Annotated in this window: 17 protein-coding genes; 3 read left to right on the forward strand and 14 right to left on the reverse strand. The window is 65.0% G+C overall.

Features of this window, described 5'->3' with window-relative positions; all coding sequences use genetic code 11:
* Positions 1-14: 14 nt before the first annotated feature.
* The 8 genes from lepB to FSO04_RS19045 all read right to left on the reverse strand — a co-directional run bounded on the left by lepB (position 15) and on the right by FSO04_RS19045 (position 9,517).
* Positions 15-713 carry a signal peptidase I gene (gene lepB / locus FSO04_RS19010; RefSeq protein WP_154561351.1) on the reverse strand — a complete coding sequence of 233 codons (699 nt, stop codon included), beginning with the start codon at positions 711-713 and terminating at the stop codon, positions 15-17.
* 118 nt (positions 714-831) lie between these two features.
* On the reverse strand, positions 832-1,830 hold the full coding sequence (locus tag FSO04_RS19015; protein ID WP_154561353.1) for a Gfo/Idh/MocA family protein: 999 nt from the start codon (positions 1,828-1,830) through the stop codon (positions 832-834).
* 141 nt (positions 1,831-1,971) lie between these two features.
* Positions 1,972-2,688, reverse strand: a complete 717-nt coding sequence (locus FSO04_RS19020) for a FadR/GntR family transcriptional regulator (protein ID WP_154561355.1) — start codon at positions 2,686-2,688, stop codon at positions 1,972-1,974.
* 414 nt (positions 2,689-3,102) lie between these two features.
* Positions 3,103-3,810 carry a flavin reductase family protein gene (locus tag FSO04_RS19025; RefSeq protein ID WP_233468810.1) on the reverse strand — a complete coding sequence of 236 codons (708 nt, stop codon included), beginning with the start codon at positions 3,808-3,810 and terminating at the stop codon, positions 3,103-3,105.
* Complete coding sequence (locus FSO04_RS19030; protein WP_154561357.1) at positions 3,785-5,395, reverse strand: mannose-1-phosphate guanylyltransferase/mannose-6-phosphate isomerase; 1,611 nt, start codon at positions 5,393-5,395, stop codon at positions 3,785-3,787. Before FSO04_RS19030 ends, FSO04_RS19025 begins: the two co-directional genes overlap by 26 nt.
* Before the next feature lie 90 nt (positions 5,396-5,485).
* Positions 5,486-6,319, reverse strand: coding sequence for a class I SAM-dependent methyltransferase (locus tag FSO04_RS19035; RefSeq protein WP_154561359.1), 834 nt, complete (start codon positions 6,317-6,319; stop codon positions 5,486-5,488).
* A gap of 98 nt (positions 6,320-6,417) precedes the next feature.
* Positions 6,418-8,361 (reverse strand): alpha/beta fold hydrolase, encoded by a 1,944-nt coding sequence (locus FSO04_RS19040; RefSeq protein WP_168435742.1) that lies wholly within the window; start codon positions 8,359-8,361, stop codon positions 6,418-6,420.
* A gap of 157 nt (positions 8,362-8,518) precedes the next feature.
* Positions 8,519-9,517 carry a glycosyltransferase family 2 protein gene (locus FSO04_RS19045; protein WP_154561361.1) on the reverse strand — a complete coding sequence of 333 codons (999 nt, stop codon included), beginning with the start codon at positions 9,515-9,517 and terminating at the stop codon, positions 8,519-8,521.
* Between the two features lie 218 nt (positions 9,518-9,735).
* On the opposite strand from FSO04_RS19045, the gene FSO04_RS19050 reads away from it, so the two are divergent.
* Positions 9,736-11,193: an oligosaccharide flippase family protein gene (locus tag FSO04_RS19050; protein WP_074284441.1), complete on the forward strand. Its 1,458-nt coding sequence runs from the start codon at positions 9,736-9,738 to the stop codon at positions 11,191-11,193.
* A gap of 120 nt (positions 11,194-11,313) precedes the next feature.
* Here the strand turns inward: FSO04_RS19050 and FSO04_RS19055 are convergent, their stop codons facing one another.
* Genes FSO04_RS19055 through FSO04_RS19080 form a run of 6 tightly spaced genes read right to left on the reverse strand, consistent with a single transcriptional unit; the run spans position 11,314 to position 19,321 of the window.
* Complete coding sequence (locus FSO04_RS19055) at positions 11,314-12,474, reverse strand: glycosyltransferase (protein ID WP_154561363.1); 1,161 nt, start codon at positions 12,472-12,474, stop codon at positions 11,314-11,316.
* Complete coding sequence (locus FSO04_RS19060; RefSeq protein ID WP_154561365.1) at positions 12,471-14,867, reverse strand: NHL repeat-containing protein; 2,397 nt, start codon at positions 14,865-14,867, stop codon at positions 12,471-12,473. The genes FSO04_RS19055 and FSO04_RS19060 overlap by 4 nt, the downstream gene beginning before the upstream one ends.
* A gap of 13 nt (positions 14,868-14,880) precedes the next feature.
* Positions 14,881-16,035 (reverse strand): glycosyltransferase family 4 protein, encoded by a 1,155-nt coding sequence (locus tag FSO04_RS19065; protein ID WP_154561367.1) that lies wholly within the window; start codon positions 16,033-16,035, stop codon positions 14,881-14,883.
* On the reverse strand, positions 16,032-17,210 hold the full coding sequence (locus FSO04_RS19070; RefSeq protein ID WP_154561369.1) for a glycosyltransferase family 4 protein: 1,179 nt from the start codon (positions 17,208-17,210) through the stop codon (positions 16,032-16,034). The genes FSO04_RS19065 and FSO04_RS19070 overlap by 4 nt, the downstream gene beginning before the upstream one ends.
* A gap of 30 nt (positions 17,211-17,240) precedes the next feature.
* Positions 17,241-18,788 carry an O-antigen ligase family protein gene (locus FSO04_RS19075; RefSeq protein ID WP_154561371.1) on the reverse strand — a complete coding sequence of 516 codons (1,548 nt, stop codon included), beginning with the start codon at positions 18,786-18,788 and terminating at the stop codon, positions 17,241-17,243.
* The gene (locus FSO04_RS19080) at positions 18,788-19,321 is read right to left on the reverse strand and encodes a GNAT family N-acetyltransferase (RefSeq protein ID WP_154561373.1); all 534 of its coding nucleotides are present in this window, start codon (positions 19,319-19,321) and stop codon (positions 18,788-18,790) included. Before FSO04_RS19080 ends, FSO04_RS19075 begins: the two co-directional genes overlap by 1 nt.
* A gap of 345 nt (positions 19,322-19,666) precedes the next feature.
* Here FSO04_RS19080 and FSO04_RS19085 point away from each other — a divergent pair, with 345 nt between their 5' ends.
* Entirely contained in the window at positions 19,667-19,918 is a 252-nt protein-coding gene (locus FSO04_RS19085) for an acyl carrier protein (protein ID WP_154561375.1), read from the forward strand.
* Complete coding sequence (locus FSO04_RS19090) at positions 19,915-21,213, forward strand: acyl-CoA dehydrogenase family protein (RefSeq protein WP_154561377.1); 1,299 nt, start codon at positions 19,915-19,917, stop codon at positions 21,211-21,213. The genes FSO04_RS19085 and FSO04_RS19090 overlap by 4 nt, the downstream gene beginning before the upstream one ends.
* Position 21,214 lies beyond the last annotated feature (1 nt).

The following is a 21,214-nucleotide window of genomic DNA, read 5'->3' on the forward strand; positions in this document are numbered from 1 at the left end:
ACCTCCCCGCCAACCTACCGGCTGGCAGCTAGCGCCGCTGCATCCAGCGGCGCTCCGAAGCGCTCGAAGCGCGGTTTGTAGAAGTGATCCGGGTCGAGCGAAAACGCGACGTGACGCGTGCGGCCCATCAGTTCCTTGCGCGGAAAGAAACCGAAGTAACGCGAGTCGGCGCTGTTGTCGCGATTGTCGCCGAGCATCAGATACTCGCCTTGCGGCACGAGCACCGGACCGAACGAATTGCGCGGACTCGGCGCCTCAGGTGCAAGCCGCACCGTGTGCGTAACGCCGTCGAAGCGTTCGGTCAGATAGTCGCCGGGGGATGTCGCATCGCCCGGCAACGGCTTGAGTTTCAGCGGCTGATAACGTGCGCGCACGCCGTTCACATACAGCACGTTGTCGCGCATCGCGACGCTGTCGCCGGGCAAGCCGATCAGACGCTTGACGATCAATTCATGCGCGGCCGAAGAATCGATCGTGACGATGTCGCCGCGCTGCGGATCGTGCAGATGCGCGATCGTGATATGGGTGAGCGGCACGCGCAGATCGTAGGCCATCTTGTCGACGAAAATCCGGTCGCCTTCGCGAATCGTCGGCAACATCGAGCCGCTCGGCACGACGTTCCAGTCGGCCACGGCGCTGCGAAACAGCACCATCAGGAACAGAAAGGCGACGAGGCTCTTGTTGTCGCGCCACAGTTTTCCAAGCATGCGCATCGCAGGCGGCTCCAGTGGAAGGTGATCGAAAGCTGTGGGTACGCGGCCCTTTTTGTTCGAGTCCGCGCGCCCGCGCAAATCGTACCACCGCCGCGGGAAGCAACGCGGCGACGGACTCTCACTCCCCCGCGAACTTGAGCCCCAACGCAGCACGCGCCGCATCGGCCATCTCGATCATCTGCAACGACTTACTGTGCGGCATCAGCGGGCTCTCAATCTGCCCCGCTCGAATCAGCTCGCAGAAATGCGCGGTCTCGTAGTTCAGACCGCCGCCTTCGAACGGCTCGTCGAGCTCGACCACACGACCGTCGGCGTACCGGATCGTCGCGCGCGCCGGATTCCACCATGGTTCATGAATCGTGACATGGCCGCTCGTGGCCATCAGCAACGCGTCGCCCTTGCCGTGCAGGTCGAGTCCGCAGAACAACTGAGCGATGCCGCGCTCATGCTGGCTGTTCAGGCTCGCGAACGTATCGACGCCGGTCGAGCCGAGCCGTCCGAGCGTCTGTACCTCACGCGGCGCACCGAGCCAGTCGATCGCGAGAAACATCTCGTAGACGCCGATATCGAGCAGCGCGCCGCCCGCATGCTCGAACGACAGCGACGGATGATCGTCCGGCACGCCCGGCACCGAGCAGCCGGCGCGCACGAGACCTACCTCGCCGATCGGCTCGGCATCCAGATGCGCGCGCAACTTTCTGTACAGCGGATAGAACGGCGGCTTCATGGCTTCCATGAAAAGCCGTTGCTCGGCGCGCGCGACCTCGAGTACACGCTCGAGTTGCGGCTTGTTGATGGTGGCGGGTTTTTCGCACAGCACGTGCAGACCGGCTTTAAGCGCGGCGATCGCGTAATCGGCGTGACTGTCCTGGACGGTGGCGATATAAAGCGCGTCGATACCGCTCGCGAGCAGCGCGTCGAAACTCGCGCACACCTCGCCGCCGAATTCCCCGGCGAAGGCCATGGCCGGTTCGGCGCGGCGTGACCACAGCGCGCTCAGCGACGCCTGCGGCACATGATTGAGTCCAAGAGCGAAGCGACGGGCAATGCGGCCCGTCCCGACGATCCCCCAGCGAATCACGCCGCCCCCAGGGGCTTCTTGCAGTGCAATTGTCATCGTTCCTTCGAGTCCGTGCAGTTCAGAACAGGCGCTATTGTGACGCAAGCCACGCGCGCATGCGCAGGCATGCTGTCGCGCCGTTCGTTATGCAAGGTCCCGCAGGAAGGCACCCCCAGTTGCTACTGGTAGCGGCCGCGCTCAGCGCACCGGGGGCTCCGGCGTAAAGTTGCTGCCGAGCTCTTCCGTGGTGTAGTCGATCATCGCCAGCGAGGCGAGTTCCGCTTCCTTCGGATCGCGCCGTTCGATCGCTTCGACCACGCGCTGATGCGTGCTCACCGCCTTCTCCCACATCCCGTCCTTCTGATTGACGATCGGGTTGACGGTCGACAGCGCGCCGCGAATGATGGCCGCCATCTGCTTGAAGAACTGATTGCCGCTCGCCACCACGATGCGGGCATGGAACAGTTCGTCGGCGGCCTGATAGCCGGCCTCGCCCGGCCGGATCACGCGGAACGCGTCGAACGCCTCGCGAATCGCGGCGATGTCGGCCGCACTGCCCCGCGCGGCCGCCTGCGCCGAAGCACGCGGTTCGATCAGGATGCGAAACTCGATCACGTCGCGCAGAAACAGCGGATCGGGTTTCGCGCGAAAGCGCCAGTTCACGACGTCCTCGTCGATCATGCGCCAATCGCTCATCGGCCGGATGCGCGTGCCGATCTTGGGCCGCACGTCCAGCATGTCGCGCGCGAGCAGCATCGACAGCGCCTCGCGCATGACGGTGCGGCTGACGTCGAATTCCTTCGACAGCACGTCCTGCGGTGGCAGGATGGCGCCGTACTTCTCTTCGACAATGCCGGTCACGAGTCCATCCATGACTTTGCTGACCAGCGATCGATCCTTGTTTGCCTGTTCCATTTTGACACTCTCCCCGAAGCGGTGTTTGCCCCCGCGTAGCCTGTTGATCAAGCAGCCCTCATGTGTCGTTTTATCCAGGTGTCGTTGTTCTTTTACGATACGTTGCTAGCTTCGAAACGGTTGCGCCAGTTGGGAAACGTCCTGAGAGGGTTATCCCTCTGAAGAATTGTTTCGTTCATGTAACGCCGCATGTTTTGACGGGCCATAAGCTTGCGTCTCAAGCGTGCCTGCGTTGCGAAATTTGCATAGTGCGAAGACGCACGTAGCGAATCGATTTGTCTGATCCACACGCCCTGGACGGTTCCGGACAGGCGCGAAAGCACTTGCGCAACGATGCGGCGCTTCAGGGGCCGAGCATCGTCGGCAAAAGAATGCGAAAAAATCGCGGGCAAATTGAAAGGAAATCCGGCGCACTCACCGCTTCAGCAGCGGGCTGATCGTGACCGGCGTTCCGACCGGCATTGTCACCGGCGCCTCGAACGGCTTGGCCACCGATCCATAGCGCCCGCCAAAAAAGATCAGCGGCGCGTGTTCGTCGAGCGAGAACACCAGCACTTCACCGACGAAAAGCGTGTGGTCGCCGCACGGATGCCGGTCCACCATGCGCGCCGCGAAACGGGCGGCGGCGTGTTCGAGCAGCACCACGTCCGGCAAGCCGTCCACCGGCGCGAAGCGCGGCGCAAGCCGGCCCTGCGGCTCACCGGCGAAGTGGCGGCTATGGGGTTCCTGGGTGTCGGACAACACACTCACACCGAACCTCGCGCTGTTCATCAGACGCTCGTGCATGCGTGCGCGGTGCCCGACCGACACGACGATCAGCGGCGGCTTGAGCGAACCCGACATGAAGGCATTGGCGGTCATCGCATGCATCCCGTCGCCACTGCCGGTCGAAATCACCACGACGCCGGTGGCAAAACGCCCGAGCGCATGGCGGAAACGGCGCTCGTCGAAGCTCGCCACGTTCAGGTCTGCTGCGTTTGAGGCCGCCGCACTCAAAGCGGTCGTGCCCGCGCAGGCAGTACCTGAACCGGCCGCGCCGCCTGCGCTGCAGGCCACAGGGTCCTGCAACGTCGCGGCACGCACCGCCTGCTGTGCGTCAGCGTGAAGTACCCGCGCCTGCATGGCCGCTCTCCTGATCGCGGCCGTATTGATCGTCGAAGCGCACGATGTCGTCTTCGCCGAGATAGCCGCCTGATTGCACCTCGATCATTTCAAGCGGCGTCTTGCCCGGATTTTCGAGCCGGTGCGTGACGCCGAGCGGAATATACGTCGACTGATTCTCCGAGAGCAGGAAACACGCATCGCCGCGCGTGACGCGCGCGGTGCCGCGCACCACGATCCAATGTTCCGCGCGATGGTGATGCATCTGCAACGACAGACGCCCGCCCGGCTTGACGACGATGCGCTTCACCTGGAAGCGCTCCCCGCGCTCGAGCGAGTCGTAAAAGCCCCACGGCCGGCCGACCTTGCGATGCTCCTGCACCTCCGCGCCCTGCTCCGCCTTCAGGCGGCTGACGATCGCCTTGACGTCCTGTACGCGATCTTTCGCGGCGACCAGCACCGCGTCGGCGGTCTCGACCACCACCACGCCGCTCACGCCGACACACGCGACGAGGCGCCCCTCGGAATGCGCGAAGCTGTCGGTCGAGTCCTCGAACATCACGCGGCCACGCGCGACGTTGCCGCACGCGTCCTTATCGGACGCTTCCCATACCGAATCCCAGGCACCCACGTCCGACCAACCCGCGACCAGTGGCACCGCGACGCCGGCGAGGCGAGCGTCGATGGCGACGCGCTCCATCACCGCGTAGTCGATCGAGTCGGAAGGACACGCAGCGAACGCTTCACGCGCCAGATGCAGCGTGCCGTCGCCATCCACGGCGGCATGCTCGAAAGCCGCCGCGCAAGCCGCCGCGATCGCGGGCCGGCACAACTCGATGGCCGCGAGCCACACCGACGCGCGCACCACGAACATGCCGCTGTTCCACCAGTACTCGCCGGAGGCGACATAGCGTCCGGCGAGTTCCGCATCGGGCTTCTCGACGAAGCGTTCGATCGCACGCGCCCCGCGCGCGCCGAGCGCCATACCTGTGCGGATATAGCCGTAACCGGTTTCCGCGCGCTGCGGCGGCACGCCGAGCGTCACGATCGCCCCGCGCGCGGCGTGAGAGAGCGCTTCTGCAAGCGCCGCGCCGAAAGCCGCATGATCGGCAATCAGATGGTCCGCCGGCAACGCGACGAGGATCGGATCGTCGCCGGCCGCGGCTGCCGCGCGCGCGGCCAACGCCGCAACGGTCAGCGCCGGCGCGGTATTGCGCGGCACCGGTTCGAGCACCATCCGCACCGGCCGGGCGCACTGCTCGAGCCGTTCGAGCGTTTGCAGGCGCAGGTCCTCGCAGCACACCACGAGCGGCGTGCCCATGCTCAGCGTGGCCGCGGTTGGCCTCTCAGTCGGCCTCTCAGCCGCCGTCGCACTGTGCCCCGCAGTGGCGAACGCAAGGTCGATCCGGCGCAAGGTCGCTTCGAGCAGCGATTCACCGCCCATCAGGCCGATCAGTTGTTTCGGATTACGTTCGCGCGACAACGGCCATAGCCGCGTGCCGGATCCACCCGCGAGAATCACCGGCTGGACGCACAAACGCGTGGCCTTTCCGGTGACACCCGCAGCCGACACGATCGGATTGCCTGGTTCAACGATGCGATTCATGTGCGATTCCCGTTATGTTCAATCTGGTCTGTTAGTGCTTTTATTGTGTGCAATGCGCGTGGCGCACCGCCTTCGCCCGATCAACGGCGGTCAATCGAAACAGCGCGCGGCAAGCGGTTTGCGCGCAATGAAGTGAAACCACCACGTGTCGCTGATTTCCACGTCGTCAGCGATACGGTTGCCTTCGCAACTGCCGAATACCGCGCTGCTCTCAAAGCCGATCTGCGCGAGTTGCCGGCGCTGCTCACGCAGCGTCGTATAGACGATCACAATGCCGAAGTTGTGCGCCGCCGCCGTCTTCACTGCGTAGTCGCCGTAGTCGTGATTCAGCTTTACGTTACGCATATAGTTCAGCGTGCCGAGCTGAAAGTGCCGCATCGAACGCAGCGTGCGCCAGCCGAGCTTGAGCGGATTAAAGGTGAAGTGCGGCAGCAATTGCCAGATGTTCTCGTGGTAACCCGGGCCGCCGCGGTTGTGCGAAGAAAACAGCACATAACCGCCGGGCCGCACCACGCGGTACATCTCTTCGAGAATCGTCACGCGATCGTCGTAGTCCACACAGTCGATGCCGTTCCAACTGAACTCCGCGAGCCCGTAATGCCCGGATGGCAGCGCCGACATATCGCGCGCATCCATATGCCGCAAGTCGAGCCCGGGATAGCGCGATTGCGCGATCTCCAGCAGCTTCAGCGTGTAGTCGACGCCGATGTAATCGTTCGAGATCGATGTCATCAGCGGAATCGTGCGGCCGGTGCCGATGCCGATATCGAGCAAGGGCTCGCCGACGCAGCGCGGCGCAAGCCACTCGAACGCGGCCTGTTCGCCAGGGTCCGAGAAGGTCTTCTCGATCGTGAATACGCGAGTGGCGTCCGGCGAATTCCATGCGACACGGTTGATGCGGTCCAGCTCGGATTGGCTGCTCATGGCTTACTCCATCTCAGTGGGGGTGCGTCGGATCGACAACCAGCGTGCTTGCGCACTGGTGCGCAAGCGGTTCGCTGCATCGACATGACGTCGCGTGTTCATTGCGCTTCCCCTGATAGACGAAGCGCACGCGCACGTTTTAGAAGCCACTGTGTGGCGCGCGCATGCCGCCAGCCAAGCCGCGCGTGGAGCGGTTCGACTGCAATGGATGGTTCCGGCTGATGGCCCTCGCCAAAGGTGTTTGCAAAGAAATCCTCGAAGTATGACATCACGTTTTCCTGCGCACGGGCCGAGAGAATCGCGTGGTCGGTGCGCTCGCAAAACGTCACCCCAATCCGGCCGAAGCGCCGCAGCCGTCCGCCGCGCGCACCGAAGTAACGTTCAAGCTCCTCGACGCCCTCGTCCAGCACACCGTAGAAAAGACGCGTATGGACGCCTCGCGCGTGCAACGCGGTGAAGAGGCGTTGCTCGTCCTTCGATCCCAGCTGCATTGCGCAGATGCGTTCGATCCGGTCGGCGAGCGTCGCGCCAAACCTGGCCGCGAAGCGCGCCGCCAACTCGCGCGCGACCGGCAATCCGCCCGTCTGCCCGCGCACGACGCGAAGCCATTTGCGCGGCTGGCACATCGAGCGCAAGTAGTTGCGCGTCGAGCCGAAAGCGGCGACGGGAACGGTCGGCTTGCCGTGTTCATCGCAGATGTTCTGCCAAGTGAACTTCTGCAAATTGACCAGCACGGCGCCGATCACCGCCGGTTCACGCGATGCGGCATGCAGACCGACGAAGGCCCCCGCGCAGATGCCGAGCAGCACTGCGCCGCGATGTCCCTGCGCCGTCAACCAGCGCGCCGCGCACGCGGCATCGTCGGCACCCGCTTGCGCGTACAGAGCATCGAGACTCACCGCGTCGAGCGATGGCTGGCTGTCGCCCAGACCGCCAAGGTCGACACGCAGCGATGCGATACCCTGGCGCGCGAGGCGTCGGGCACAGCGCACGCTGAGTCGCGCATTGCCGATGCGCGACACGGCACCGGTATTCACCATCAGCACTGCGGGTGCTTCAGCGTCAGAACGCGATACAGGTACGCAATAGATGCCGGACATCCGGCCACCCTCGAGCCACACCGGCGTTTCGACGACGCCCGGTTCGACTATGTGTCCTGTGGTGTGGTCATCGAGGCGCTCCGCCATATGGCCCGACACCTGGTCAGCAAGGCAATCCGCCATACCGTCCGCGCCGCTCCCGGCAGTCAGGCGCTCACGCGCAACCGGGTCACCGGCAGCGCCAGCCAGCCAGTCTTCGATCGATTGAAACGCCGCCCGCGGAATCGCGCTATCGAGCGACTCCATCATGAACTTGCCGTATTCGTCGAACGACTGCCGCTCTACCTGCATACCCTGTTCACGATAATGCGCAACCAGCGCGTCGACCCGCGCGGGGTCCAGGGAATCGAGCACCAGCACACGCTCGGCGGGCCGCGCGGCATCGCGCCGCAAATCGACTGCGCGCAAGCTCTCCAGGGTGTCGCTATAGAGACGAAAACCGTATGCTTCGACGAATGCGTCGGTATCGGGCTCAGCTTCGCAATCCATCGCGGCCGGCATCAGCAGCCACTTGCGGTAGTGCGCCCGCAACTCGCGCTGATAATTCTTGCCCGACAACACCGGCGCCAGCATCACCAGCCCATCCACGCCGCCGAGTTCCTGAGCGGCGAGCGCCGCGAGCGTGCCGCCGAGCCGCAGCCCGCACAGGGTCACGCGCTCGACACCGGTGGTCTCACGCAGCAGCGCCACCGCTTGCTTGATGCTGTCGATCCACGCGCGCCAGCGGCCGGGCTCGCTCGCCTCGCCCGCCGCATCGCCGGTGCCTGGATAGTCGAACCGCAGCACCGGCATGCCGCGCGCGGCAAGCCGCTCGGCCAGCCGCCGCATGCCGCGATAGGTGCACAGTGCGTCGTACCCGAACGGGGAACACAGCACCACGCCACCTGGCCCCTCCGCCGGATGCAACCATCCGAACCGGCCATCGAACAATACTGGCCTCACGCTAGGCTCCTCACCGCATATTTCCGCTTTCGATCACTACAACAAACGCCGTCTGCTTCATCTGTACGTCCTCCCACATTAGGTCGGACACCGATGCTTATGCGGCTTGCTGATTGACACGCCGAGATGGCCGACTCGCTTCAACTTGACGATCCCTTCAGTTGCCGTGCGGCGCTCGCAAGGCAAAGGTCGAGCGGGTGGCAAGCAGCACGTGATAGAAAAACCGCGCGCGCAGCCGGTCGCGCATCGGGTAATGCCGCGACAGCAGCACACGCCATGCGGCGGCTGATTCGCCGGCGCGCGCATAGGCGGATGCGGCGCGCGGCGCCACGCGCCGCAGCGCGTCCTCGCGCGCGGCCTGCGCGGCGGCGGGCACGCTGCTCGCGCGCAATTGCGCGAACGCGTGCATCGCCGGCAACGCGTGAGTCGATATCGATAGCGCCGTTTCGCGCGACACCGACACGAACTCATTCACGAAACAGATCGCGACCGCATCGACGCTGAGCCGCAAGCCAAAATCGAAGTCACACGCTTCGCCGACCTCGGCCGCCGCGCGGTACGCGATCCGGCGCGCGGCCAGCGTATCCACCAGATAGCCGTTATTCGGAAACATCTGGTCGATCCCTGCCAGTGCCGGCACCGGCAGGCGGCCGGCGCGTTCAGGCACACGCAGATAATCGCGGTTCAGACGTTCAGTGGCTTGCGGCCGCGGCGTGCCGTCGTCGGCGATAACGTGCTGTTTGCCGAACGCCGCGGTCAACTCGGGATACGCGTGCCAGCACGCGTCGAGACAGGTCAGTGCGTCCGGCTCAAGCAGATCGTCGTCGTGCAGCAGCACGAGCCGCGCGCCTTGCGCGCGCGCGAACAGCCGGTTCACATTGGCCGCCTGTCCGAGGCGGGGCACATTGCGTTCATAACGAATCGGGATCGGCCGCGTGCTGCGCAAGCGGCACCGCTCCACCACCTGCTGCGCGCGGTCGTCGTTCGAGTCGTCACCGATGACGATTTCAAACTCGCCATACGTCTGCGCGTGGCAGCTCTCGATGGCCTGTTCGAGCAAGGCGGGCCGATTGCAGCTCGGAATGCAGATGGAGATCAGACGCACGGTCAATTCGCTGCCGCTACCCTGCCCGGCCTCGTTCGTGGTCTCAATCATGGGGGCTCCGAAAATCGTAACGGATTTCATTTAACCCTGCCGGACCCTAATTATCTGTACGGCCACCCACACATCCGCAAAGGGCGAAGGTGCACTATCGAGTGCATACGACAGGCCGGCGCCCTCGTTTCAAGCGCGCTGCTGGGTGCGGCTGCGCACCGACAGCATCGACGATCGACCACACCATCCAATGACTTCACCCGCCGGAAAAGCGCACCATGGAAAGAAGTATCGTCAAGAACATCTTCATCAATTTTGCAGGAGCAATCGCTCCGACCTTCATCTCCCTCGTCACCGTGCCTGCCTATATCCACCTGATGGGTGTCGAGCGCTATGGGGTCATCAATCTGGTGTGGGCGCTCATCGGCTACTTCAGCGTGCTCGATCTCGGCACGAGTCTCGCCACCGAAAATCAGATCTCCAAGGCGCGCGCCGCCAATGACGACTCGATCGAGCGCATCTTCTGGAGCGCGTGGTTCATGAATCTGGGGACCGGCATCGTGGGTGGCGTGCTGGTTTACCTCGGCACGTTTCTCTACATTACGCACGGCGTGAAGATCGAGCCGGCTTTTCAGCGCGAGGTGATGGCGAGCCTGCCGTGGATCGCAGTGGCCGTGCCGATCGCGAACGTCTCGTGGGTCTTTGCCGGCGCCATCAACGGGGTGGAACGCTTCACCAGCTTCAATATCAACCAGACGCTCGGTACGGCGCTGTTCCAGCTGCTGCCACTCGCTTCGATCTTCTGCTTCTCGCCCTCGCTGGCGGTGGTGATTCCCGCCGCGGTGGTGGCCCGTCTGATCGCCGGTGTGCTGCTCGGCGCGGCGGCGTTCCGCGCGATCGGCATTCGCCGCGTGCGGATGCCGCAATGGCGCGTGATGGCCGAACTCTTTCGCTATGGCCGCTGGATGCTGATGTTCTCGGGCGCCAACATGATCGCGTCGACACTCGACCGGGTGCTGATCGGCGGGCTGCTGGGCGCGCGCTTCGTTACTTACTATGCGACCCCGCAGAACCTCATCACGCGCCTTAACCTGCTGCCGATTGCGATGGTGCGCACGCTCTTCCCGCGCCTGTCAGCCGTCTCGCGCGCCGACGCCGACGCCCTTGCGCATAGCGCCCTCGCCTTTCTGAACGGCGCCTTCACGCCGTGCGTGATCGTCGCGCTGTTCGCGCTCAAGCCTTTTCTGACGCTATGGCTGGGGCCGGCGGTCGCGGCCGCAGCGCCGGTTGCCAGCGTGCTCGTGCTGGGCGTGTGGCTGGGTGGCCAGTCGGGCATTCTGGGCATTCTGATTCAGGCGCAGACCAATCCGGCCTATATCGCGAGCGTGAACTGGCTCGAACTGCCGGTGTTCGCCGGCGCGCTGTGGTGCGGGATTCACTGGTTCGGGATCATGGGCGCGGGCGTCGTCGTCGTGACGAAGTCGCTGTTCGACTATGCCGTGCTGCTATGGTTTGCGCGACTGCATGTCTGGTCCATCGTGCGCAATATGGTGGTCCATCTCGCGTTCCTGGTCGTCGCGCTGGTGCTCTCCGAATCGATCACCGCGTTGCCGACGCTCATCGCTGCGGCACTTGTCATGGCGGCGGCGAATCTGGGCATGTCGCTGCATGGGTCCAGCGAACTCAGGAGTGTCGTCTACAAACTCTGGACGCGCGTGACGCTGTCGGCGAGTTAGTCGAGCGGTTGCAGCGGGAGGTGAAACAGGGAGTTGAAGCGGGCCACGAATTGAACTGCACGCCAAAGGTTGAATCGGTGTCCAACTTTTGGGGTGCATTTCAAATGGCGATCCGCTTTTTCAAGGCTTGTGTAAGGCATCCGGCACCGCGAGCGTGGCCGTGGCGATACCAGGCACACTGCCGCTGCGCGTCGCAATGGTCGCAAAGCGGCGCGGCTGGCAACGTGCCAACGTACGTTCGTAAATCGACAGATAGCCGTTACTCACCCGCTGCACGCTGAACGTGTCGAGGTTTTGCGCCGCCCGCGCAGCCAGCGCCGCATGCGCAACGCGATCGGTCAGGAGTAGCCCGAGCGTCTCTGACAGCGTGACCGGGTCGTGAGCCGGCACCAGCAGACCGGCCTCGCCGTCATCCAGCATTTCGGGAATGCCGCCCACCCGGGTCGCTACGATCACGCGTCCCGTCTCGCGCGCCTCGCACAGCACCAGCCCGGCCGCTTCGTAGTGCGATGCCAGCGCAAACACGTCGGCCTGCGCGAGGTAAGCACGCGGGTCGGCAACAAAGCCTTCGAAGTGCGTCTGCCCGGCAATCCCGAGTTGCCCGGCGAGTGCTTCCATCGCGGCGCGGTCGGGACCATCGCCAACGAGATACAGCACCGCGTCCGGCACGCGCTTGCTCAGCAACGCGAAGGCGTGCAGCAAATCGCCGATGCCCTTGCGTTCATACATGCCCGACACCGTGACGACGCACGGATGCGCCAATTGCGGCGCCGCGGGAACCGGCATGCCGGCGAGGCGCGGCGTGCCGATCGTGCCGTTGCGCACCACGCTCAGGCGCGTCCTGGGTATACCTCGCCGCACCATCTCCACCCCTACGGCGTCGCTGACCGCCACCACGTGATCGCCGACGCGCATCAGCGTGGCGCTTCGCTGGAACGCGTTGTGCACTGTCGTGACGAGCACGAAACGCCGCCGCAGCGCGCTCAGGCGTGCAATCAGCGCGCCCGTCATCATGTGCGCGTGCACCACGTCGGGATCGACCTGCGCGACAAGGCGTCTGAAGCCCGCCACCATGCCCGGCACACGCGACGGCCTGGGCGACTGGGGAAGCAGCACGTGACGCACGCCGTGCCGCGCCAGCAGGTTTTCGAAGCCGCCGCCCGCCGACGCCACCGTGACGTCGTGGCCGGCGCGCGCCTGCAGGCAGGCAAGGTCGATCATCACGTTGACGATACCGTTGCCGACGCTTTGCGCGTGATTGGCGAGATGGATGATTTTCATGGAGTCTGCGCAACATCCGTTGAGTGAGGGGGCGCCGCGGCGAGCGGCGCCGTCTGTGGCGTGAAGCGATACATCAGCGCTTTGCCGTGTGCGTCTTCCTCGACCAGCACGAGGTACTCGCCCGACGCGAGGCGATGAGCGGTCAGCGGCATCGGCACATCGATCCAGCCGCTCGTCGAACCGACTTCCTTGCCCGGCTCGAGCCGGCCGACATCGCGTCCGGTATCCCGGTCGTAGACGCGCACGATCGCGGTGCGGGTTTCGATGGCGAAAACGTAGTCGCCCGCGACCGCGAAGCCGCTGATCGACGACCAGTCGGGCGCGCCACGGTCGGGCAAGCCGATGATGTAGCGCAGCACCGGCTTGCCGCTCTTCCAGTGGTCATAACGCGCCAGTTGCGAGCCCGCGCTATTCCAGTTGTCCTGAACAAATGGATGCGCCGGTGTCGACCCGGAGATGAACATCGTGTCGTCAGCGGGGAAATAATTCAGGCGCGCGATGCGGTAGAACGGCGCGGGCGGCGGATACTGCCGCATCGCGGCGTAGCGGTAGATCGGATTGCCGACCCGGTCGAAACCCTCTAAAGGAAACAGGCGGATGCCCTGCGACTCCGTGCCCTGCCAGATATCGCCATGGCTATCGACCCACCACGCGCGCATCTGCGGCGCATCGGTGCTGCCGGTGTTCTGGTCGAACGCGCCGGCGGAGAAATCGCCCTTGCCGGTCGCGTCGCGCCAGATCCATTCGCCTTGAGCCGGCTGGTTGGGCGGCCACGCGCCGTCGATGTGCGACTGCGCGAACAGACCCGAAGGAATCGCCGTCTCTCGATCGGCTGTAAAGCGATAGATGCGCAGATACGACGAATACATGTCCGTCGTATAGAGCAGCCGATGTCCGTGGACATCGCGCACGAGCGGCATGCCGCGCTGGCCGCCGAGGTAGAGATGGAAATACGGATCATAGGGATAGCGGAAACGGTCGGCGGTGTAGCCGGCGTACGACCACTCCTCGCCGACCGGGCGTGTCAGGTCGAGTGTGAAGCGCTTGCTGCCGCTATAGACCGAGGGCGGCTCGCCATCGACGAACTGCGCCCCATCGACGAACAGCAGCCCTTGCAGACTGAAGCGCTGCGTACCGTCGGGCGCATAGCTCTCGATCAGCGCACCGTCGTAGGTACTCGGCCCCGTGCCGATGGGACGCGGTCCCGCACCGTTCATCGACACGTAGAGGTTGCCGGCCCGGTCCACGCCGACGCCGGTTAATCCATTGAAACGCCGCGGCCCCGGCGCACCGGCGCGGCCGGCATAAATGCCGCCCTCTTCCCCAAAACTCGCCGACAGGTGCATGCCCGCGCCCGGCTGCGCGGCGGTGGATGCCGCTGTGTCAGGACTCGCCGTGAAAACCAGGATCCGCTGGCGCACGCCGTTGTCGGCGATCAGCAGCCGTCCGCGGGTGTCGACCGTCAGATCCGCTGGCACCACGCCTGGCGGCAAGGCGAGCTCGCCCAGGCGCGCGCCATTGCGCGCACGATGGACCACGCGCTCGGCGCCTGCGGTGCGGCTGTTCTCGACGATCCACAGCGAACCGTCGGGCGCGAGCGCGAGACGGCCCGGTTCGTGCACCGGAAAACTGCCGACCGCCTGCATGGTTTGGGCGTCGAAGATCTGAACGCGGTTGTCACGCTGATTCGACACGAATAGCCGCGCCTCGTCCGCGGCAAGCCCACGGATCGCGTAATCCTCTTTACTCGAGAAAGTCGAGACCAGCAGAAACGCCAGACGGTTGCCGCCCGGCCAACTCACCTGCCCGGCAAACGGCACGCCATCGCGGATATCGGCGCGGCTGCGGCGCGCCACGCCGGTCCACACTTCGCCCTCGTGCGGCATGCGCCGGTGTTGCGCCATCTCGTTGCCAAGACTGACGACGGTTTGCGCGACGAACACGTACTCGTCGTTCACGGCGATCGCGTCGCCGCCCATCATGCCCCAGCCGTGCGACTCGCCGCCGTAGCGAACCAGTTGACCGTTACGGTACTGGCCGATCTCACCGCCGCCTTCGTCCCACGGTGCGTTCGTGAAGACTTCGCCATCAGGCGTGACAGCAAGCGCCTGCACGTCGATCTGCACCCAGCGATGATCCGCGTAGCCCCAGGTATTGCCGATCCACGAAGTGCGGTACGACAGCGACGGATGCGCGGCGGCGGCGCGTACTTCGTCGGCGGGCTTGCTAGCGGAAGCCACGAAGTTTGCACCCGGCGCGGCCCCGGTTGTCTGCGCCGGCCCCAGTGTCGTGCCGCCCCCCGGGCCACTTGCCGCGATCAGCACGAGCACCGGCAACGCCAGCGCGGCGGCGCATACGAGCCGTTCGAAAGTTTTGCGTGTGATGCGTCGCATGATCTTTTACGCGTCAGAACGCGTCGATCGCTTCGCGGTAAATCCGGGCGACCTGCGCGGCGACCACCGGCCGGTCGAAATGGCGGCGGGCATAGGTGCGGCATGCCTGCGAGTCCGGCATCACGCGCCGGCCAAGCAGGACATCGGCAATACCTTCGCCGATCGCCTTGAATCCGCCCGAGGACAGCACCAGCTCAGCCGATAACGGCGCGACCGCTTCCGGCAGACCGCCCACCGGCGTCACCAGAACCGGCGTGCCGGCGGCGAGCGATTCGATTGTTGTGAGCCCGAAGCCCTCGAGCGACACGGTCGGCACTACCGTCAAATCCGCGGCGCGATACCAGAGCGGCACCTTGTCGTCGGGCACGTAGCCGGCGAGCCGCACGTGACGCTCGAGCCCGCGCGCGGCGATGCGCGCCTGCAACTCCGCCTCCAGCGGCCCTTTGCCGGCGATCGTCAGGAGTACGTCGGGAAGCATCGGCTTGACGATGGCCATCGCATCGATCAGGTCCTCGAGTCCCATGCGCGAGACGAGCCGCCGCATGCAGAACAGCAGCGGCCGGTCCATCGGCAAACCGAGACGCTCACGCGCCTGCCGCTGCGTCACGCGGGTATCGAATTGCCCGACGTCGACACAACCGGGCACGATCCGGATGCGCGCTTCATCCACGCCGTAGGTCTCGCGCAGAATCTTCCCGAACGCCTGCGACAGCACGATGTGACGCGTGCCGCCCTGGTACACGAAGCGCTCGAGCGCAACCCGCATCGCACGCGACCAGCCGCCACCGCCGCCCGGGTACGACTCGGCCGCCCAGGGTCCATGAAAATGCACGACCTTCGGCACGTGTCTGAACAGGCCCGCGGTCGGCGCCGCGTAGAGCGCGAAATGCGTGGCGACGACGTCGGGCATCTTCGCCGCCCGCAGCGCGCGCGACTGCCTGCGCGAGCCCCACAGGCGCGTGCCGAGCGGCGCCTCTACGCCGGCGAAGGCCAGCACACTGCCACCCGACGCATTGAACACCCCGGGGCTGCCCGCCACCAGCCCACGGACATTGACGCCCTGCTCCGGCAACGTATCGATCAGCGCCTTGAACATGCGATCGAGGCCACCCGGCCGCTCGTTGAACCAGTGCATGCCGATCTGCAGCGAATCGATTGGCGCGCTCATAGGTCCACCGATGCAGTCGCACAGCCGGCCGGCAACGATTGCGCAGCGCGCCGCGCATGCACCTGCTCATAGAGCGACAAATAGCGCTCCGCCATGGCCTGCCAACTCAAGGTTCTGGCGACTTCACGCGCCGCCTGCCCCAACCGGTGGGCGTATTCGCGATCGCTCGCGAGGTGTTCGATCGCTGCGGCAAGCGCGGTCGCATCGTTGGGATCGTCGAGCACGATGCCGCTTCTGGCCGTAATCACTTCGGCGCCGCCCGCGGTCCGCACGGTAATGACCGGCAATCCCGCGGCCAGCGCTTCGAGCAGCACCAGTCCCATCGGTTCGTAACGCGAGGGGAACACGAACGCATCGACCGAACGCATCAACGCGGGCATGTCCATCACCATGTCCGTGAAGTGGACCCGTTCCGTCAACCCGAGCGACGCCACCAGCGCCGGATACGGACTATTGTGCAGAATCCCCGCGACTGCCAGATGCACGTCGGCCGAGGTGTGCACGAGTGCGTGCAGCACCGTGTCGAGATTCTTGCGCGACATGCGCAGGTCGCCTGCGAACAGCAGCATGAACGGTGCCGTCGGCAAACCGAAGCGGGCCCGCTCAGACGGACCCGGTGCGAATTCGTCGACGTCGACGCCGTTATAAATCACTTGCAGGCGCGCCCGGCCGATGCCCAGCGCGCGGACCTCGGCGGCGACCGCATGCGACACCGGCACGACGACCTCCGCATGCCGGAAAGCCCATGTTTCGCAGCCGATATTCAGTAACGTGTAGATCACCTGATACGCATCGTAGAAGCTTCGCCACAGGCGGAACGGGTAAAAACCACAGCGATACCAGCCGTCATGAACGAAATGCGCCGCATTGACATCGGCGCGCGCCCACGCGATAAAGCCGTTCACGTGAGTCACATCGAAGTCCTGACGATGTGCGCGGATCCACGCGCCGCAACGCCACGCGAACATCTGGTACTGAGCCAGTTTGGTCGGCAGCCGGCTTTCTGCGATCTGCACGAAACGCACGCGCGGGTGCTGCACCAGCTCAGGCGCCGCCCCGGTGGCGAGCAGCGTCACCGAATGACCGGCCGCGAGCGCGGCCAGCACGATCTCGTAGTTGACGCGTCCCTGCCCATCGTTTTTGCGCACGACATGGGTGACAATCAAAATCCGCATCCTGTTGTCCTTCATCTGCCTGTCTTTTTTTTAGAATCGCGCCGGAGCCGCAGCGACCGCACCGTGGCGTTCACGTGCGTAGCGCAGCGAAATCACCGGCAGCGTCACGCCGAGAAAGAAAAACATCCCCGACACCGCGGTCAGCGTGTTGATGAACACCATCATCGAGAAAATCGCCACCGCTACGCCGACGCCCGAGACCGCCAGCAGGTCGGTCGGATGCTGGCGGCTCGCGCGATACGCGCGCCACAGCAGCATGACGATGCCGGTGGTGTAAAGCAGCGTGCCCGGCCACCCCATCACGAAGGGCACCTCCATCAGACCGCTGTCGAAATTGAGCCTCGCCTGCGACGCCGTGTCGTCGGACAGCTTGCTGCCGAGGCCGGTCGTACCGAGCCCCTGGCCGGCGATATCGGTGAGCGCCGACGACATGAATGACTTGTAGAACTCCGCGCGCGCCTGGTAGCTGTCGTCCTTGCCGAGGTCCTGAATCGTGCTCAAGCGCTGCAGCACCGGCTCCGCGACCTGATCGATCATCATCAGCGGCGCAGCAGCCACCACGGCCAGTCCGAGCACGCCGGCCATCAGCCGCCTACGGCTCTTGCCGTCGAGCATGACGAACGAGTACACCAGCGCGATCGCAAAGCCGCCCCATGTGCTGCGCGCACTGGTAAGCAGCAACACGGGAACCCCGACGCATCCGAGCACGATGCGCGCTTTACCCCGCGCGGCCAGCGACATCAGCAGGATCGTCATGAGCGTCACCGCGAAGGGGCCGCATGAATTCATCGTGCTGCTCACGCGCATGCCGAACGGCACCGGCTGCCCCTCGGACAGCATCTTCGAGGAGATCAGCCAGAACGCATCCCACGGCATCGGCGAAACGAACTCGAGCAGGCCGTACAGGCTCATCAGGAGTCCGCCATAAACGAAGGTCTTCAGCAGAACCCGGTGATAGTCCGGGTAGTGGCGCCACGTCACGGTGAGGTAAAACGCCACCATCACGGGATACAGCCAGTTGATCAGCGTAAACGTCGCCGCCGCCGGACCGACCTGCGCCATGCCGACGACAAAGGCATAGAGCAACGCGATCACGATCAGCACCAGCGGCGCCGCGCGGCGTTGCCCAAGCAACGAAACATGCTTGAGCAAGGTCAGGCCGGTGAGTGAGACAGCGAGCAACGTCGCCACCATGATCGGGCTTTGCTGATTGAACGAACCGTTGACGAAGTCCGCGAGGCGCCGCACTTCGGGCGTCAGAAAGAACAGCCAGCAGACGAAGCCGATGTAATGCGCGGGCGAGCGCCAATACAACACCAACGCCACGCCGAACGCGCCGAGCGGAAAGAAATATTCGACCAGCCCGCCCTGATGCAGAAGGATCAGGCCCAAGGTCATGGCAAACAGGAGCACCGGCAAGCTCAGCGGATGACGCAAGCCTTTGCGTCGCGGGCGCGCTGCCGGCGCGCGAGGCGTGGCCCGCTCAGGCACAAACGCCTCACCAGGCAGCGCACGCGGTTTACCCGGCGATGTCGATAGTCCAACCTGGGTGGAAGGCGTGATCAGTGTTCGCACCATTACAGGAGCTCAAACGTATTGACGAGTGCCACGCCGTCACGCTCGCGGCGGCGCGTCCCGAAGAGCGGCTGGCTGCCGCGCACCTGGCGCGTCAAGCCGATGAACGCCACGCCATGTTCGAGGTACGGCCCTTCTGTCTTGCGAAAGCTGAATTGCTCGTAGAAGTCGCGCAAACCGAGCGGCGCGCTCACCCGCGCGGCGTGCCCCGGCCAACGCTCGGCGATCGCCTGCAATACCCGTTCGAGCAACACTTCGGCGGTGCCGTCGCCGCGCCGCAGCGGGCTCGTCAGCACCTTGTCGATGGTGATTTCCGGATCTTCGGCGTCGCCGGGTTGCAGGCGTGCGTAGGCCAGGATCGGCATCGGCCGCGCCATATCCTCAACCGCGAAGACATGCAGCGCGTTCTCGTCGCGACCGTCGGCGTCAAGAAAGACGTGCGATTGCTCGACCACGAAGACCGCGCTGCGCGCCCGCAAGATCAGATACAGCTCGCGTGCCGAAAGCTGCTCGAATTCCAGCGTTTTCCAGTTCATCACGTTCCCCAGCGGTAAATAAGTTCAGCGAGCACGGCATCGCACGCCGCCTCCGACGGCCTGGCTCGACACGCCGACCTGTTGTCATGGCTACACGGTACGTCCCCGAAACGCGTGTTTCCGTGCGGCATCGCACCGACGCAGGCCTTTGACAATTCTTAAATACAAGGCGTTAGAACATGGTGTAGCTGGAAGCCGCCAAAGCGGCCCTCAGGGCACCGTGCAAGCGCGGCGAAGACGCGCGCCTGCGCCACGCGCTGCAATAAACACCAAAAGCGAAGAAGTCTGTTCGTTTTACGTCAGCAACATTCGAGAGACCGTTGACCAACAAGGGGGCACCTCAACATGAAAACCGCACTGCGACGCATCCTTTCCGAATCGGCCCGTCTCGACGTCGCGCCGGACACGCTGGCCGACGACGCCGATCTGTACGCCGCCGGCCTGTCCTCGCTCGCCACCGTGCATCTGATGCTGGCCATCGAAGATGAATTCGGCATCGAGATTCCGGATCGCATGCTGACGCGCCGGCTGTTCTCCAGCATCGATTCGATGGCCACCGCGGTCACCGAGCTGCAACAGGCGAAGGCGGCAGCATGAACGCCCCGCTGCTGGACACGGCCGCGGTGCCGGCGCCGCTCGCCGACCCCGCTGCGGTACAACCCGCCGGCGCAAGCGTCGTGCTGAGCGCGGTGGAAACCGAACCGGGCTGGCGCGCCGCGGCGCAGCGCTGCGCCGCCATAGCCGCGCAGTTCGCCGATCCGGTGGACCGCGAAGCGCGCTTTCCCCACGAAGCATTCGACGCGCTCAAGCGCGAACGGTTGTTGTCGGCGATGGTGCCGGCCGCGTTCGGCGGCGCGGGGCTCTCGCTCGCGGATGTCGCTGCGATCTGCGAAACGCTTGCGCAAGGCTGCGCTTCCACTGCGATGGTGTATGCAATGCATCAGATCCAGGTGGCCTGCATCGAGGCGTATGGCAGCGAGTCGGCATGGCACCGGCAGTTGCTCGCACAACTGGTTGAACATCAATGGCTGCTGGCTTCGGCGACCTCCGAAGAAACCATCGGCGGCAACATGCGCACCAGCGCCTGCTCGGTCGAACTCGACGGCGAGCCCGGCCAGCAGCGCTTTCGCATCGAAAAACTCGCGCCGACGATCTCGTACGGCGCGCACGCCGACGGCATCCTGGTCACCGCGCGCCGCACCGCCGAGTCGGCCGCGGCCGACCAGGTGCTGATCGTGGCGTTACGTGAAGAAACGCTGTTGGAAAAACGCGGCGGCTGGGATTCGATGGGCATGCGCGGCACCTGCAGCGAGGGCTTCCGGCTCGTCGCCACGGGTCTCGCCGAGCAGATCCTGCCGACACCGTTCGCCGATATCGCGGATCAGACCATGCTGCCGGTGTCGCACACGCTGTGGGCTTCGGTATGGACGGGCGTCGCCAGCGACGCGGTGAATCGCGCGAAAGCCTTCTTTCGCGCGCAGGCCCGCTCGAAACCCGGCTCGATTCCGCCGGCCGGCCTGCGCCTCGCCGAAGCGGTCGGCCTGCTGCAGATGATGCAGGCGCGCCTGTCGGTCGCGCTCGAAGCCGCGCGCACCGCCCACCACGCGAAACACGGCGGCTGCCAGGCCGACGCGCCGCTCTCGGCGATGCTCGGCTTCGCTTCCGACATGAACACGCTGAAGACCAGCATCTCGACCACCGCACTGCAAGTCGTGCAGGAAGTGCTGATGATCTGCGGCATGGCGGGCTACAAGAACGGCACGGAATACAGCGTGGGACGGCATCTGCGCGACCTCTACTCCGCGCCGCTGATGATCAATAACGACCGTATCGCGCAGAACACGGCAAGCCTGTTGCTCGCGCAACGTCCTGCCGCCCCGGGGAGAGCCTGAC

This window comes from Paraburkholderia madseniana, assembly GCF_009690905.1.
In the GTDB taxonomy this organism is placed as follows: domain Bacteria; phylum Pseudomonadota; class Gammaproteobacteria; order Burkholderiales; family Burkholderiaceae; genus Paraburkholderia; species Paraburkholderia madseniana.